At 57.2% G+C, this 15,444-nt stretch carries 13 protein-coding genes; 8 read left to right on the forward strand and 5 right to left on the reverse strand.

From position 1 onward, the window contains the following. Positions 1-245: 245 nt before the first annotated feature. The 3 genes from mmsB to chvE all read right to left on the reverse strand — a co-directional run bounded on the left by mmsB (position 246) and on the right by chvE (position 4,201). Positions 246-1,445 carry a multiple monosaccharide ABC transporter permease gene (gene mmsB / locus RDL77_RS00005; RefSeq protein ID WP_223614157.1) on the reverse strand — a complete coding sequence of 400 codons (1,200 nt, stop codon included), beginning with the start codon at positions 1,443-1,445 and terminating at the stop codon, positions 246-248. After that, positions 1,442-2,971: a multiple monosaccharide ABC transporter ATP-binding protein gene (mmsA, locus tag RDL77_RS00010; protein ID WP_223614158.1), complete on the reverse strand. Its 1,530-nt coding sequence runs from the start codon at positions 2,969-2,971 to the stop codon at positions 1,442-1,444. The genes mmsB and mmsA overlap by 4 nt, the downstream gene beginning before the upstream one ends. Before the next feature lie 174 nt (positions 2,972-3,145). Next, a complete protein-coding gene (gene chvE / locus RDL77_RS00015) occupies positions 3,146-4,201 on the reverse strand; it encodes a multiple monosaccharide ABC transporter substrate-binding protein (protein WP_288191311.1) in 1,056 nt (351 codons plus the stop codon). 328 nt (positions 4,202-4,529) lie between these two features. On the opposite strand from chvE, the gene araD1 reads away from it, so the two are divergent. Both araD1 and RDL77_RS00025 read left to right on the forward strand, forming a co-directional pair. Next, positions 4,530-5,522, forward strand: a complete 993-nt coding sequence (gene araD1 / locus RDL77_RS00020) for an AraD1 family protein (protein ID WP_288191312.1) — start codon at positions 4,530-4,532, stop codon at positions 5,520-5,522. A gap of 65 nt (positions 5,523-5,587) precedes the next feature. Further along, positions 5,588-6,358 carry an SDR family NAD(P)-dependent oxidoreductase gene (locus RDL77_RS00025; RefSeq protein WP_288191313.1) on the forward strand — a complete coding sequence of 257 codons (771 nt, stop codon included), beginning with the start codon at positions 5,588-5,590 and terminating at the stop codon, positions 6,356-6,358. A gap of 4 nt (positions 6,359-6,362) precedes the next feature. Here the strand turns inward: RDL77_RS00025 and RDL77_RS00030 are convergent, their stop codons facing one another. Both RDL77_RS00030 and RDL77_RS00035 read right to left on the reverse strand, forming a co-directional pair. Continuing rightward, complete coding sequence (locus RDL77_RS00030) at positions 6,363-7,037, reverse strand: FadR/GntR family transcriptional regulator (RefSeq protein ID WP_223614574.1); 675 nt, start codon at positions 7,035-7,037, stop codon at positions 6,363-6,365. A gap of 254 nt (positions 7,038-7,291) precedes the next feature. Then, positions 7,292-8,215 (reverse strand): helix-turn-helix domain-containing protein, encoded by a 924-nt coding sequence (locus RDL77_RS00035; RefSeq protein WP_288191315.1) that lies wholly within the window; start codon positions 8,213-8,215, stop codon positions 7,292-7,294. An 86-nt stretch (positions 8,216-8,301) separates the two neighbouring features. On the opposite strand from RDL77_RS00035, the gene RDL77_RS00040 reads away from it, so the two are divergent. The 6 genes from RDL77_RS00040 (at position 8,302) to RDL77_RS00065 (ending at position 15,342) form a co-directional block, all read left to right on the forward strand. Beyond that, complete coding sequence (locus tag RDL77_RS00040; RefSeq protein ID WP_288191316.1) at positions 8,302-9,582, forward strand: extracellular solute-binding protein; 1,281 nt, start codon at positions 8,302-8,304, stop codon at positions 9,580-9,582. 79 nt (positions 9,583-9,661) lie between these two features. Further along, a complete protein-coding gene (locus RDL77_RS00045) occupies positions 9,662-10,522 on the forward strand; it encodes a carbohydrate ABC transporter permease (RefSeq protein ID WP_288191514.1) in 861 nt (286 codons plus the stop codon). Beyond that, entirely contained in the window at positions 10,519-11,355 is an 837-nt protein-coding gene (locus RDL77_RS00050) for a carbohydrate ABC transporter permease (protein ID WP_288191317.1), read from the forward strand. The genes RDL77_RS00045 and RDL77_RS00050 overlap by 4 nt, the downstream gene beginning before the upstream one ends. A 12-nt stretch (positions 11,356-11,367) precedes the next feature. Then, the gene (locus RDL77_RS00055; protein ID WP_288191318.1) at positions 11,368-12,456 is read left to right on the forward strand and encodes an ABC transporter ATP-binding protein; all 1,089 of its coding nucleotides are present in this window, start codon (positions 11,368-11,370) and stop codon (positions 12,454-12,456) included. A gap of 62 nt (positions 12,457-12,518) precedes the next feature. Then, positions 12,519-14,525 (forward strand): aldo/keto reductase, encoded by a 2,007-nt coding sequence (locus RDL77_RS00060; protein WP_288191319.1) that lies wholly within the window; start codon positions 12,519-12,521, stop codon positions 14,523-14,525. A gap of 46 nt (positions 14,526-14,571) precedes the next feature. Further along, positions 14,572-15,342 carry a TIM barrel protein gene (locus tag RDL77_RS00065; RefSeq protein ID WP_288191320.1) on the forward strand — a complete coding sequence of 257 codons (771 nt, stop codon included), beginning with the start codon at positions 14,572-14,574 and terminating at the stop codon, positions 15,340-15,342. Positions 15,343-15,444: the final 102 nt, after the last annotated feature.

Here is a 15,444-nt window from a genome sequence, read left to right on the forward strand (position 1 = left end):
CCTGGGGATAACTCAACGGAGACAACACCCTGAAGCCAGCAAATACGGGAATTCTGCTCCCGGACCGGGGAAATGTGACAGTTATAATCCGTTAACCATAAGCTGTTTTCCGGTTCCCCGGCACGGAAATATCCATTTTTTCCGGAATGAAGATGAGCGGGCCGACCAAATGAACCGACTCAGGGCGTGAAAACAAACAGCCCGGCTTGACACCGGGCTGTTGCATTCAGAACGGGGTGGGCGTTTTACCCCTTGTTCTTGTTATAGACGTCAAACACCACGGCCGCGAGCAGGACCAGTCCCTTGATCACCTGCTGCCAGTCGATGTTGACGCCCATGATCGACATGCCATTGTTCATGACGCCCATGATGAAGGCCCCGATGACGGCCCCCATCACCTGCCCGACGCCGCCCATCGCCGACGCGCCGCCAATGAAGACGGCGGCGATCACGTCGAGCTCGAAGCCGAGACCGGCCTTCGGCGTCGCCGTGTTGAGGCGAGCGGCAAAGATCAGCCCGGCCAGCGCGGCCAGAACCCCCATATTGACGAAGGTAAGAAAGGTCAGCCGCTCCGTCTTGATGCCGGACAGCTTTGCCGCCTTCTCATTGCCGCCCATGGCGTAGATACGCCGCCCGACGGTCATGCGTTTCGTCACGAAAACGAACAGGGCGATCAGCAGCGACATGACGATCAGGACATTCGGCAATCCCTTATAGGAGGACAGGAGATAGGTCAGGAACAGGATGATACCGGCGATGATGAGGTTCTTGGCGGCAAACAGAGCAAATGGCTCGCCCTGATAGCCGTGCTTCTCGCGCTTGGCCCGGCCGCGCAGGCTGAAATAGATCATCAGCGCCACGAGAAGGATGCCGACCAGCATGGATGTGATGTTGAAACCGGTGCCGCCAAAAACGTCGGGAATGAAACCGGAGCTGAGCAACTGGAACTGCGGCGGGAACGGTCCGACGGACTGGCCGCCAAGAAGCCACAGGGCCAGCCCCTTGAAAACCAGCATCCCCGCCAGGGTCACGATGAAGGATGGTATCTTGTGATAGGCAACCCAATAGCCCTGGGCGGCGCCGATGAGGCCGCCCATGATCAGGCACAGGATCGTCGCCGGAATATAATGGATATGCCATTGCACCATCATCACGGCGGCAAGCCCGCCGACAAATCCCGAGACCGACCCCACCGACAGATCGATGTGACCGGCGACAATCACCAGCAGCATGCCGAGGGCCATGATGATGATGTAGCTGTTCTGCAGGACGAGGTTGGTCAGGTTGACCGGGCGGAACAGCGTGCCGTTCGTGGTGAACTGGAAGAACAGCATGATCAGGATCAGCGCCAGCACCAGCCCGTATTCGCGCAGATTGCCCTTCATGGGCGACCCGTCCGTCTTGGCTTCGGTCTTCGTCGGGGTTGCTGCGGTTTCAACAGTCATGATGTTTTCCCTTCGGCACGGATAATGGCGCGCATGATCTTTTCCTGGCTTGCTTCCTTGGCTGGCATTTCGCCGACGATCCTTCCCTGGTTCATCACATAGATCCGGTCACAGACGCCGAGCAGCTCCGGCATTTCCGACGAGATCATCAGTACGCTTTTGCCCTCGCTCACCAGTTGGTTGATGATGGAATAGATTTCATATTTTGCCCCGACGTCGATCCCGCGGGTCGGCTCGTCCAGCATCAGCAGGTCCGGATTGGCAAAAAGCCATTTCGACAGGACAACCTTCTGCTGGTTGCCGCCGGAAAGATTGCCGGTTTTCTGATAGATGCTGGATGAGCGGATATTGGTCTTGCGGCGATATTCATTGGCTACCTTCAATTCCGCCATATCGTCCAGCACACCGCCATGCGAGACACCGTCAAGGTTGACGATGGTGGTGTTGTGCTTGATGTGGTCGATCAGATTGAGCCCGTAGGTCTTGCGATCTTCCGTGACATAGGCAATGCCGTTTTCCACGGCCTTGCCTATGGTCGAGACATCCACCTTCCTGCCCTTGATGAAAACCTCGCCGCTGATCTTGCGGCCATAGGCCTTGCCGAAGACACTCATGGCAAATTCGGTGCGCCCTGCCCCCATCAGCCCGGCGATCCCCACCACCTCGCCCTTGCGAACGTTGAGATTGATACCGTTGATGACGGTCCGGTCGCTGTGAACGTGATGGTGAACCACCCAGTCCTTCACTTCAAAGACGACGTCGCCAATATCCGGCTCGCGCTGGGGAAAGCGATCCGCCAGCTGGCGGCCAACCATGGAGGTCACGATCCGGTCCTCGGAGATCGCGTCCTTGTCCAGCGTTTCAATCGTCGCTCCGTCGCGCAGCACGGTGATGCGGTCGGCAACCTTGCCGACTTCGTTCAGCTTGTGGGAAATCAGGATCGACGAAATGCCCTGCGCCTTGAACTCCAGCAGCAGTTCAAGCAGTGCATCGCTGTCCTTTTCATTGAGACTGGCCGTCGGCTCATCGAGAATGAGCAGTTCGACCTCTTTCGACAGGGCCTTGGCGATTTCCACCAGCTGCTGCTTGCCGACGCCGAGATTGGTGATCAGCGTCTGCGGATCTTCGCGCAGGCCGACCTTCTTGAGCAGCGCGCGCGTGCGGGTTTCCGCAGCATGCCAGTCGATAATGCCGAATTTCGCCGGTTCATTGCCCAGGAAGATGTTCTCGGCAATGGACAGAAGCGGCACAAGGGCCAGCTCCTGATGAATGATGATGATGCCTTTCGCTTCACTGTCGCCGATATCGCGAAAGTGCTGTTCCTGCCCGTTATAATGAATTTCACCCTCATAGCTGCCATGCGGATAGACACCGCTCAACACTTTCATGAGGGTAGATTTTCCCGCACCGTTCTCGCCGACGAGCGCGTGAATCTCGCCCTTGCGGACATTCAGATTGACATTGTTGAGCGCTTTCACCCCGGGAAAGGTTTTGGTGATATTGCGCATTTCGAGGATAGTATCCATGCAGATCCTCATCGACGCCTGCGAGCAGCATTATAGGCTCAGATGGCGTTTCTCTTGGCAAACTTATAAAAACCCAGCGGTCGCACACCAGCGGAACATTCTTGGCAGGCATCACGACCGGCGTAACAACAAACCCTGCGCAATGATGCGCAGGGTTTGCCGGATATCCAAGACTTATTTGATCTGGGCTTCGGTGTAATAACCGCCGCCAATCAGGATTTCCTTCCAGTTGGTCTTGTCCACTTCCACCGGCTTCAGGAGATAGGACGGAACAACCTTGACACCATTGTTGTAGGTCTTGGTGTCGTTGATCTCCGGCTGCTCGCCCTTCAGCACCTTGTCGATGACATTCGACGTCACCTTGGCCAGTTCACGCGTATCCTTGTAGATCGTGGAATACTGTTCGCCGGCGATGATCGACTTCACCGAGGGAACTTCGGCATCCTGCCCGGAAACAAACGGGAACGGCTGGTCCTTGGTGCCATAACCGACGCCGCGCAGCGACGACAGGATACCGATCGACAGGCCATCATAGGGCGACAGAACGGCGTTGACCTTCTTGTCCGTGTAATAGGCGGAAAGGAGATTATCCATGCGGGCCTGGGCGACCGCGCCATCCCAGCGCAGCGTACCGACTTTGTCCATGCCGGTCTGGCCGGACTGGACGACGAGCTTGCCGCTGTCGATCAGAGGCTGAAGCACGGACATCGCGCCATTGTAGAAGAAGAACGCGTTGTTATCGTCGGGCGAGCCGCCGAACAGTTCGATGTTGAACGGGCCCTTTGCTTCGGGAAGACCGAGCGCCTTCACAAGCGATCCTGCCTGCAGGACACCAACCTGAAAATTATCAAATGTCGTGTAGTAGTCGACATTGCCGGAATCGCGGATCAGGCGGTCATAGGAAATGACCTTGATGTTCGCATCATGCGCCTGCTGCAGCACATTGGACAGCGTGGTGCCGTCAATGGCCGCGATGACCAGAACCTTCACGCCCTTGGTGACCATGTTTTCGATCTGGGCAAGCTGGTTTGGAATGTCATCTTCCGCATATTGCAGGTCGGTGGTGTAGCCGCGTTCCTTCAGCGCCTTCACCATATTGTCTCCGTCAGCAATCCAGCGTGCGGAGGATTTCGTCGGCATCGAGATGCCAACGGCGCCCTTGTCCTGAGCAAAACCCTGCGTACCCATCGCAGAAAGCGCGATCAGGCCTGCAGCAACCATCTTAAACATTTTCACTGGTATCCTCCCAATTTCCCTAATGGACGCTATTTTAGTCGAGCATGTTTTCCGGGTGGAATCGTCTTCGTATCAGCCTCCAGCTCCTCCCAGAGCACGATCCTTGCAACACTTATCTCAAAAGTATGACTTTTGGAATAGTCCTTTCGAACCACAGCAAAAAGTCTTTCCCGGCGGGCCGCCAGCGCAATCGAAAACCGAGCTTGCAACCGTTTACATCGATATAATACTATTATAGTATTTTTCAAAAATCACTCGCTTAAAATCAAGAATGAAGTGAAGCTGCGCCTGCTTCACACGATAATTCCCCGGGAGGACAGACGTGAATTTGGTTCAATTGCTCAATGCCAATGGGAAGCGGCGGGTTGCCGCGCGGGGGGATGATACGTTCCGGCACGTGAAGCGGACCCGGTCGATTCTCGAACTCGCGCACGCGGCCATTGAAGCCAAGACCTCCCTCTCCAGGATCGTCGAAGAGCGCGGGCTGGGCAAAGTGCTCGATATTGCGGCCGCCTATGCCGAAGGGCGGTTGCTATCGCCCATCGATACGCACGATCCAGCCCATATCCATCTGACGGGAACGGGCCTGACTCATCTTGGATCCGCAGCGACGCGCGATGCCATGCACCGCAAGATCGACGATGCCAAGGAAGAAACCCTGACCGATTCGATGAAGATGTTCCGCATGGGTCTTGAAGGCGGCAAACCCAGAAAGGGACAGACCGGCGTGCAGCCGGAATGGTTCTACAAGGGCAATGGCACGATGCTCACCGGGCCGGGGCAGCCGCTTTTGTCTCCAGCCTTTGCCGAAGACGCCGGCGAGGAACCGGAGATTGCCGGTATCTATGTGATCGGTTCCGACGGCACGCCGTTCCGCATCGGCTTTGCACTGGCCAATGAATTCTCCGATCATATCACCGAGCGCGTCAATTATCTCTTTCTGGCTCACTCCAAACTGCGCCCCTGTTCCCTGGGACCGGAGTTGATCGTCGGTGATCTGCCGGCCGACATTCGCGGCAGTTCGCGTATCCTGCGCAAGGGCAAGACGATCTGGGAAAAACCTTTCCTGTCCGGTGAAGACAACATGTCCCACACGATTGCCAATCTCGAACATCATCATTTCAAGTATCCGGTTTTCCGCCAGCCCGGCGATGTCCATGTCCACATGTTCGGAACCGCAACGCTGTCCTTCGCCGATGGCGTCAAGACAGAGAATGGCGACGTCTTTGAAATCGAAGCGTCCGCGTTCGGCCTGCCCTTGCGCAATCCGCTGAAAATACAAAAGCCGGTAAAGGTGAAAGTGGCTACACTTTAAGGTGCAAAACTGCCAGACAGGTCCGCACGCCCTGCCCGCAACAATAATCGGTACAGATGATGACAATGAAGCCGTCCGTTTTCGCACGCTATCCCGGCCTGTCCGGCAAGCCAGTTTTCATTTCCGGCGGTGCAACGGGTATCGGCGAGATGATCGTCCGCGCCTTTGCGGCGGAAGGCGCCAGGGTGGGGTTTGTTGATCTTGCCGAGGCGGAAGGCAGAAAACTCGCCGAAGACTTGAATGCTTCAGGCGGCAACGTAACATTTCGCGCCGCCGACGTGACGGATATCGGTGCCTATCAAAGAACGATCCGCGAAATCGAGGAAATCCAAGGCGTGACAACGGTTCTCGTGAACAATGCCGCCAATGACACACGCCATGACTGGCGCGAGGTGACACCAGAGTATTTCGACCAGCGCATTGCGGTGAATCTGCGCCATATGTTTTTCGCCATCCAGGCAGTCGCACCGGCAATGATTGCCGCCGGCGGCGGATCCATCATCAACTTCGGCTCCGTCGGCTGGATGATGGCATCGGGAGGATATCCCGGCTATGCCTCTGCCAAGTCGGCCGTCCACGGCCTCACCCGCTCCTTTGCCCGCGATCTCGGCAAACACGCCATCCGCGTCAACACGCTGGTGCCGGGATGGGTGATGACCCAGCGCCAGCTCGATCTGTGGGTCGACGATGCGGCCAATGAATTGATCGACCGCAGCCAATGCCTGGCGGGGCGTGTCATGCCCGACGATATCGCCCGAATGGCGCTGTTCCTCGCATCGGATGATTCCAGAATGTGTTCCGCCCAGAACTTCATCGTCGACGGCGGATGGGTCTAAGGCTCTAGTCAGTGCCCGAGGCTGCCAGGACGCGTTCGGCGCCATCCTGAATGACGCCGCGCATGGCTTCCTTGGCAGCCGCAACGTTCCGGTCCCTGATGGCATCGGCGATGGCCCGGTGCCGTGCAACCGAATGCATGTGACGCTCGGTGTTGGGTATGGGCGAGCTGATCGTGAACGTTGTCACCAGCGCCACCTCGATCAGGGCACTGATCGAACGCATGAACGGATTGCCGGAGGCTTCCGCAATGGCAATGTGGAACTGCAGGTCGCTATGAACAAAATGGGCTGGCGATTCCCGTGTGCTGCCCATCTGCTCAACCCACTCGTAGAGCTTTGCTAGCTGCGCTTCGGTGCGCCGTAGTGCGGCGAGACCCGCAGCTTCCGGTTCCAGCGCCAGGCGCATTTCCACGATGCTAGACAGGAAGGCGGCGCTGGCACCGGCCTCGAAATGCCAGACGAGAATATCGGGATCGAAAAGGTTCCAGTTGGAGCGCTCCAGCACGCGGGTGCCGATCTTGGCCTTGGGCTGGATAAGCCCCTTTGCTGCGAGGGTTTTCAACGCCTCGCGCAGAACGGTGCGCGACACGCCAAAGCGCTCGAGCAGTTCCGCGTCCCCCGGCAGAATGCTGTTCTCGGGATAGGACCCGTTGACGATCCGCAGGCCAAGATCGCGCATGACGTGGCCGTGATGCGTACGCGAATGACCCGCCGTACGAAAATCATAATTGCTGAGTTCGTTTTCGACCAATTGTATCCCTGTGACTGGCGATTTGCTTCTTGACGCAGAAGCAAATATTGATCGGCTCCACGTGCTTCGTGGACGCAATCTGCTTCGCCAGTTCCTCCCTAAGCACTATTTATAATATTATATGATCAATAACAATTCTCAATCTGAACAACGCGCAAATCCGCTGCCGCTTGCCATGGGCGCTACCCTTGAAATCCAGCCGCCCCGCCGGTCAATTGCCCTCCGCTGCGCAGATCACGCCGGAAGTCCGATGGGGACATGCCGGCAATATTGCGGAACGACTTGTTGAAGGCGCTGAGCGAGCCAAATCCGCTGTCCATCGCGACCTGCAGCACATTCGCCCTGTCCTGCAACAGCATGGCCTGCGCGTAGGACAGCCTGAGAAGGCTCACGTAATTGTTCAATGTCATGCCAGTCGATTTCTTGAACACGCTCATCGCATATTTGGGATGAAGCCCCGCCGACGTGGCTATGTCGATCGAGTCAATATCCTGCAGAAAGTTGCCTGCTATAAAATCACACATCCGCGCAACCGCCCTGGACGACTGCTGACTGGATTGCTCACCAGCAGATATATTCGGGCAATCAGGCACCAGGCGATAAGGCTCGAAGCCAATGCGTTCGATCCGCAGAAGCAGTTCATTGACCGCATGTTCCGCCTTCACGGGATCGCCTGACCGGGCATAGGCGTACCATCGCGTAAAGTTTTCCCTGTCGGCCGCGTCGGTTGCAGCGGTGACAAGGGTTGCTCCCTGCATCAACCGGCTTGGCACGCTCTCCGGCAGATGCATGCGAAAGAAATACACGAGCGGCAGGTGCGCGCCCGCATAAATCGAATCGTCGGAGGATTCGTCCATCCGGTGCGGTTGGCCGCCCCAGAACAGGCACATGTCACCCGCATTGAGGCGGATTTTGTGATCCTTCATCCGATAATGCACGGAACCGCGAATGACGTAGTTGACCTCGACCTGTGCGTGCCAATGCGGCATGGCCATGACGAGCGGGTGATTGTGAAACATTTGCAGAGCTGTTGGCAGACCTTCGACACTGCTCGCTCCCGGCTGATAGATCGGCCTTTCTCCCATCTTACTTTCCGCCCAATTCATGTTCCCTTTATGAGAGACAGGCTCTCCCTTGCCGCTAGTGTAGCCATGTTCGCAAAGATCGGGCAATTGAAAAGGGAGGATTTTCAATGAGCTTCAAATTTCTTGGCGCGACAGCACTTGTCGCAGCATTCGGCATGGGTTCGGCAACCGCACTGGCACAGCCAACCGAGATTACCATCTGGAGCTGGGATATCGCGGCTTCTTCCCTGAAAGCATCGCTGGAGGGCTTCAACAAGCAGTTTCCGGATATAAAGGTGAATGTTCAGGATCTTGGCAATCACCAGGTCTTTGACAAGACACTCGCTGCCTGTGCTGCGGGCGGGGACGGCCTGCCGGATGTCGTCACGATCGAGAATTATAAGGCCGAGATTTTCTGGAGCCGTTTTCCCGATTGCTTCACCAATCTGAAGGATCTCGGCTACACCAGCGATATACAAGCCAAATTCCCGGATTTCAAACGCACTGAGCTGGAAGCCGGCGATGTCCCCTATGCCATGCCATGGGACTCCGGTCCCGTCGCCGTTTTTTACCGGCGCGACTATTACGAAAAGGCTGGAGTGGACCCCAAGAGCATAACGACTTGGGATGATTTCATCGCCGCTGGCAAGAAAATTGCTGCTGCCAACCCCAGTGTTGTCATGGCTCAGGCGGACTTCAACGGCGACAGCGAATGGTTTCGCATGATCTCCAATGAACAGGGTTGCGGCTTCTTTTCCGCCGATGGCCAGACCATCACGATCAATCAGCCCACATGCGTTGCCACGCTGGAGAAGATCAAGCAGATGAAGGACGCCAGTACGCTCACGGCGGCCAATTGGGACGAAAAGGTTCAGGCCAATACCGCAGGTACCGTCGCGAGCCAGCTTTATGGTGGTTGGTATGAGGGTACCGTTCGTACCAACTCGCCCAAGCTTGCGGGCAAATGGGGCGTCTATCTCATGCCAAGTCTTGCGCCCAACGGGCCCCATGCGGCCAATGTCGGCGGTTCGTCATTGGCAATCAGCAATGGCTCCCAGAACAAGAAAGCAGCCTGGACATATCTCAACTACGTCCTTGGCACCGATGAGGGACAGATCACCATGCTCAAGAGCTTTGGTCTCGTACCCTCGTTGCTCAGCGCGGAAAAACAACCCTTCGTCTCCGAACCGCAGTCCTATTGGGGCGGGCAGGCAATCTGGGCAGATATTCTTGGAACATTGCCAAAGGTCGTGGCAAGTCGCGGCACTGCGTTTCAGGGTGATGCGGATGGCATCTACAAGGCAACCCAAACCAAATATTTTGCGGGAGGATATCCCGACGCAAAAGCGGCACTTGACGACGCCGCAAACCAGATTGCATCGGCAACAGGACTGCCAATCGCTCAATGAGCTCAGTGCCGGACAGGGGTCGGAGCGCCCGTCCGGCATTCCGTTGGAAGACCTGACTATCCACCGCGAAGGACAATCGATGCAGTTGCGCAACCGGGTCGCCTATGGGTTCCTTGCACCCTATCTCATGATTTTTGCGGCCTTCTGGATATGGCCGATCATCAGCTCGTTTCTGATGTCGTTTCAGAACACCCGTGTGAATCCCTGGGTTTTCAGCTTTGGTGCCAATTGGGGCCGTCTGTTCAACGATCCCGCCTTCTACAATGCGCTGAAGAACACGATGATCATCCTGATCATTCAGGTTCCGGTGATGATCACGCTGGCGACAGTCATGGCTGTGCTGCTCAATTCTCCACTTCTGAGAGCACGCGGCCTTTTCCGCTTTGCCTTCTTCGCACCCATCGTGGTCGGTGAAGTCGCCTATGCCGCCGTGTTCCGGTTGATGTTCAATCTTGATTTCGGTGTCATCAACAAGCTGCTGAACAGTGTCGGCATAGCTTCGATTTCATGGTTTGCGGACGCCCCCGCGGCCATGGCGCTTCTCATCATCGCAGTGACATGGCGCTGGGCCGGATACAATGCGATCCTCATTCTGGCCGGGCTTCAGTCCATCCCCGGCGATGTCTACGAAGCGGCAACGCTGGATCGCGTGGGCAAGGCCCGGCAGTTCATCTACATCACACTGCCGCTTCTGAAGCCGATCATCCTTTTCTGTGTCATCCTGTCGATCATCGGCTCCATGCAGCTTTTCACCGAACCATTCCTGATTACCAATCGCGGTGGCCCCGGCGGCGGTACGGAAACCCTCGGACTGTTCCTCTATAGGCAAGGTTTCACCTCGCTCAATTTCGGCTATGCCTCGGCGATCGCCTACACCATGGCCGCACTGGCAATCCTGATTTCACTCCTCAATCTTTGGGTCGGGAGGGACGAGCAATGAAGTCGCAGTCACGCTCGACCCTGGTCCGCTCGCTCGCACTTCATGGCGCCCTCATCCCGCTGGCGATCATCTGGCTGTTTCCGCTCTGGATGATGTTCGTGTTCGCGACCATGCCGGACTACGGCATTTTCAGCCCGCAGATCGAACTTCTCCCATCCACGCATTTCCTCGAGAATTTCAGCAATCTGCAGGCGGATACGGATTTCATCCGCGCGCTGATGATCTCCATAGGTGTCGCGATCGTCTACACCGTCCTGTCGGTCCTGCTTACTTCCATGGCAGGCTGGGCCCTCTCCCGTTATCATTTCGTCGGTAAGTCGCTGGTCATCGCAATCATCCTCGGCACGATCACCCTGCCCTATTTCGTCGTGGTGATCCCGCAATTCATCATGGTGGCGCGGGAATTCAAGATGGCGAACACGTGGATCGCGCTCATCGTGCCGCCGCTCTTCAATTCGCTGGGCGTGCTGTTCATGCGGCAAGCCTTTTCCATGATGCCGGCCGAACTCTTCGATGCCGCACGGGTGGAAGGCGTCAAGGAATGGCAGATCTTCCTGCGCATTGCCCTGCCTCTGGCACGGCCAACCATGGCGGCTTTGGCGATCATTCTCTTCCTTGCATCCTGGAACAATTACCTCTGGCCGCTGCTGATCAATTCACGCCCCGGCATGCTGACCGCTCCCGTTGCGCTCGGAACATTGATCGGTCTCACCAAGGTGTCGTGGGGCGGCATCATGGCCGGCGCCGTCATGCTCACGGCACCGATCCTCGTCATTTTCATTCTTCTGCAGCGCCACTTCATCGCCGGCATCGCCGCCGGCGCCATCAAATAGGGGAAACGCCGCATGGCCGAACTTTCACTCAGGAATGTCGTCAAACGTTTCGGTTCCTACGAGATCATCCGCAACGCCAGCCTCGATGTGGCCGATGGCGAGTTCGTGGTCTTCGTCGGCCCGTCGGGTTGCGGCAAGTCCACGCTCTTGCGCATGATTGCCGGCCTCGAGCACATAACCGATGGCGAAATCCATATCGGTGATACGTTGGTCAACGACGTCGAGCCTGCCGACCGCGGCATCGCCATGGTGTTCCAGTCCTATGCGCTTTATCCGCACATGACTGTCGAACAGAATCTCGCTTTCGGACTGCGCATGACCGGCAACCCGAAAGCCGATACGGAGCGCCGCGTTCAGCGGGTGGCGGACATTCTTCAGATCAGGGAACTGATGCAACGCCGCCCGAAGCAGCTGTCAGGCGGACAGCGCCAGCGCGTTGCCATTGGCCGCGCCATCGTGCGCGAACCACGGGTGTTCCTGTTCGATGAGCCTCTCTCCACCCTCGATGCGGAGCTGCAGGTACAGATGCGCGTCGAGATTTCCCGCCTGCACAAGGAGCTGGGCACGACCATGATCTATGTGACTCATGACCAGACTGAAGCCATGACGCTGGCAGACAAGATCGTGGTGCTGCGAGGCGGTAATATCGAACAGATTGGCGCGCCGCTCGATCTCTACGACAATCCCGCCAACCAATTTGTGGCCGGTTTCGTTGGTTCGCCGAAAATGAACTTCATGAGCGCCGAGGTTGTTGCGGCGGATACTGACAGCATCACCATCACCCTCGTGAATCAGGGCAGAATCCGTCTCACCCTGCCCATGAACAATCCGCCACCGGCACTTGGTGAGAAAGTGACGCTCGGCGTGCGCCCTGAGCACTTCGCCAAGGCGGGTCAGGGGGATGCCGACATGACCGTCACGGTGGATGTTGCCGAACATCTCGGCAACACCAGTTACATCTACGCCAATGTCGCCGGCGGGGAACAGCTGATCATCGAGCGTGAGGAATCGCGCAATGCACTCAAGACCGACACCCTGACCATCGCCATCAAATCCAGCCACGCCCTGCTGTTCGACAAAGCGGGAAACAGGCTTCGATAAACCCGACTTCGCTTCTCCAGCCACGCTCCCGGTGGCCGCAACTCACCCAAAGAGGATCTAGCATGACTGACACAGCATCCGTTCGCTGGGGCATTATCGGCCCCGGCACCATCGCCCGCACCTTTGCCGATGGCATTGCCCATTCGGCAACGGGAAAGCTCATCGCCATTGCCTCGCGCAATCCGGACAAGCCGGAACTCGCAACCCAGTTTCCCGGTGCCCGCATCGTCAACGGCTATGATGCCTTGCTGCGTGACCCCGAGATCGACACGGTTTACATCGCAACACCGCACATGGGCCATGCCGAATGGGCGATCAAAACCATTCGCGCCGGAAAGCATGTGCTCGTTGAAAAGCCGATTGCGCTCAGCGCCTATGACGCGGATGCGATCTTCCACGAAGCCCGCAAGGCAGGGGTCTTCGCCGGTGAAGCCTTCATGTATCGTCTTCATCCGCAAACCGCCAAACTGATCGAGCTCATCAAAAGCCGTGTCATCGGCGATATCCGTATCATCCGGTCAAGTTTCGGCTTCAATATGGGCAGCGTCAGACCGGATCATCGCCTCTTTGCCAACGACACCGCAGGCGGCGGTATCCTCGACGTCGGCTGCTATCCTGTTTCCATGGCACGGCTGATTGCGGGCAGCATCGAAGGCAAACCATTTCTCGAACCGGACTTTGTCTCCGGTGCTGGTCATCTTGGCCAGACAGGTGTCGACGAATGGGCGTCTGCCCTGCTTAAATTCCCGAACGGTATTGTTGCCGAAGTCTCATGCTCGATCATGGCGGAGCAGGACAATACACTTCGTATCATCGGCGCACAGGGGCGCATCGAGGTCAAGGATTTCTGGTATGCCTCCGGTCAACAGGGTGGCACAGGCAAGATCGAGATTTTCCGGTCCGGCGGCGTGCATGAGACCATCGAGGTAGAAGAAGGCCGCTGGCTCTATGCCTTTGAGGTGGACGCGGCAGGCAATGCCATCCGCGAGAAACGGCAGGAATTTGCACCACCCGGCATGAGTTGGGCGGACTCGCTCGGCAATCTGCGGGTGCTGGATCAATGGCGTGCTGCTGTCGGACTCGAATACAGCATTGAAAAGGCTGCCAAGCGAACAACCACAATCTCGGGCAATGTGCCTGTGCAGGGCAAAGGTGTACCCAAGAGGGCAATCCCGGGTCTTACGAAACCCGCGTCATCCGTGGCACTGGGATTTGAGTTCTTCCCGAATTTTGCCGCAGGTTCCCTGACCCTGGACGCCTATTACGAGGCAGGCGGCAATCTGTTTGATACGGCCTTTATCTATGCCGGGGGAAAGACCGAGGAAATCTTCGGCGACTGGCATACCAGCCGCTCCGTTTCACGGGAGGATATTGTCCTCATCGGCAAGGGAGCCCATTCGCCGCTCTGTTATCCCGATGCCATTGGCAAACAGCTCTCCCGGTCGCTTGACCGCCTGAAGACCGATCATGTCGACGTCTATTTCATGCACCGCGACAATCCCGATATCCCGGTCGGCGAATTTGTCGACGCCATGGATGCGGAAGTTAAGGCGGGCCGGATTCGCGGCCCGTTCGGCGGGTCGAACTGGACGCGGGAACGCATGGACGAGGCCATTGCCTATGCGGTGAAGAACGGCAAGACGGCGCCCGGTGCCCTGTCCAACAATTTCTCGCTCGCCGAAATGCTGGACCCGATCTGGGCCGGTTGCGTCGCAGCCTCGGATGAGAATTGGAAAAGCTGGCTGAACGCGAAGCAGATGCCGAACTTTGCCTGGTCAAGCCAGGGCCGCGGCTTCTTTACGGATCGCGCCGGCCGTGACAAGCGGGACGATGAGGAACTGGTTCGCGTCTGGTATTCCGACAGAAACTTTGGCCGGCGTGATCGCGCCATAGAACTGGCAGGTAAACTCAGCTGCAATCCAATTCACGTGGCGCTGGCCTATGTACTGGCCCAGCCCTTCCCCGTCATTCCGCTCATTGGGCCACGTACCCTTGGCGAGCTTGAAGACAGCCTTTCCGCACTCGACATCAATCTGACCCCGGATCAGGTGAAATGGCTGGAAGGCTAGGCGTGGATGTGGCAAGCAGGAGGATAAAATCAGCAAGGGGGAAGCGATGAAGTATTCGGCATGTATCGAGTGGTTGTTCGCTCCCGAGTCGCCTGATTTTGCCAACCGCATCCGCTTGGCAAGGGATGCCGGGCTTGATGCGGTCGAGTTCTGGAAATGGACTGAGAAGGACATACCGGCTGTCGAAAGGGCATTGGCGGAAACAAAACTAGCGTTGTCCAGTCTCGTCGCGGAACCAATGATTCCGCTGACCGATCCTGCGTCCCATGATGCCTTTCTGGTTGGTCTGCGGGCCAGCGCCGAAATGGCAAACCGGCTGGGTGCCAAGGTGCTCATCGCGCAGGCCGGGGATGATCTTCCCGGCCGCACCCGCGCCGAACAACATCAGGCCTTGGTCGATTGCCTGACACAGGCGGCCGACGTGCTGGCTGGAACCGGCGTTGTGCTGGGGCTTGAACCACTTAACACCCTCATTGACCACAAGGGCTATTTTCTTCATTCAACGGTTGAAGGCCTTGATATTATCGATGAAGTAAACCGTCCGGAAATCCGGATTGTCTACGATATCTACCATTCTCTCGTCATGGGAGAAGCGACGGCAGAGGTGCTCAAAGACCGGATCGACCGCGTTGCCCATGTCCATATTGCTGACCATCCCGGCCGCAATGAACCCGGCAGCGGCACACTGGAATTGTCAAAATCCCTGCATTGGTTGTTTGACAACGGCTACAATGGATTTGTCGGACTGGAGTACCGGCCAACCGCCGACACACAATCGAGTCTGGAGATGACGTTCCGCGCACTTGGCCCACGTTAGAAGCGTGTTTTGCTATTGAAGTGCTGAGGGGGAAGCGGGTAAGCATGGATCGATCCTTGCTTCCTGCCTGCTGGCCATCAACGTATCGTTTTTGACAACACC

This window comes from uncultured Phyllobacterium sp. (genome assembly GCF_902479695.1).
Taxonomy (GTDB): Bacteria; Pseudomonadota; Alphaproteobacteria; order Rhizobiales; family Rhizobiaceae; genus Phyllobacterium; species Phyllobacterium calauticae.

Bases quoted from the DNA above. Each gene is read 5' to 3' on its own strand.
- mmsB (WP_223614157.1), bottom strand. From the start codon at position 1,445: ATGACTGTTGAAACCGCAGCAACCCCGACGAAGACCGAAGCCAAGACG.
- mmsA (WP_223614158.1), bottom strand. From the start codon at position 2,971: ATGGATACTATCCTCGAAATGCGCAATATCACCAAAACCTTTCCCGGG.
- RDL77_RS00050 (WP_288191317.1), top strand. From the start codon at position 10,519: ATGAAGTCGCAGTCACGCTCGACCCTGGTCCGCTCGCTCGCACTTCAT.
- RDL77_RS00055 (WP_288191318.1), top strand. From the start codon at position 11,368: ATGGCCGAACTTTCACTCAGGAATGTCGTCAAACGTTTCGGTTCCTAC.
- RDL77_RS00045 (WP_288191514.1), top strand. From the start codon at position 9,662: ATGCAGTTGCGCAACCGGGTCGCCTATGGGTTCCTTGCACCCTATCTC.
- RDL77_RS00060 (WP_288191319.1), top strand. From the start codon at position 12,519: ATGACTGACACAGCATCCGTTCGCTGGGGCATTATCGGCCCCGGCACC.
- RDL77_RS00025 (WP_288191313.1), top strand. From the start codon at position 5,588: ATGAAGCCGTCCGTTTTCGCACGCTATCCCGGCCTGTCCGGCAAGCCA.
- chvE (WP_288191311.1), bottom strand. From the start codon at position 4,201: ATGTTTAAGATGGTTGCTGCAGGCCTGATCGCGCTTTCTGCGATGGGT.
- RDL77_RS00030 (WP_223614574.1), bottom strand. From the start codon at position 7,037: ATGCGCGATCTTGGCCTGCGGATCGTCAACGGGTCCTATCCCGAGAAC.
- RDL77_RS00065 (WP_288191320.1), top strand. From the start codon at position 14,572: ATGAAGTATTCGGCATGTATCGAGTGGTTGTTCGCTCCCGAGTCGCCT.
- RDL77_RS00035 (WP_288191315.1), bottom strand. From the start codon at position 8,215: ATGAATTGGGCGGAAAGTAAGATGGGAGAAAGGCCGATCTATCAGCCG.
- RDL77_RS00040 (WP_288191316.1), top strand. From the start codon at position 8,302: ATGAGCTTCAAATTTCTTGGCGCGACAGCACTTGTCGCAGCATTCGGC.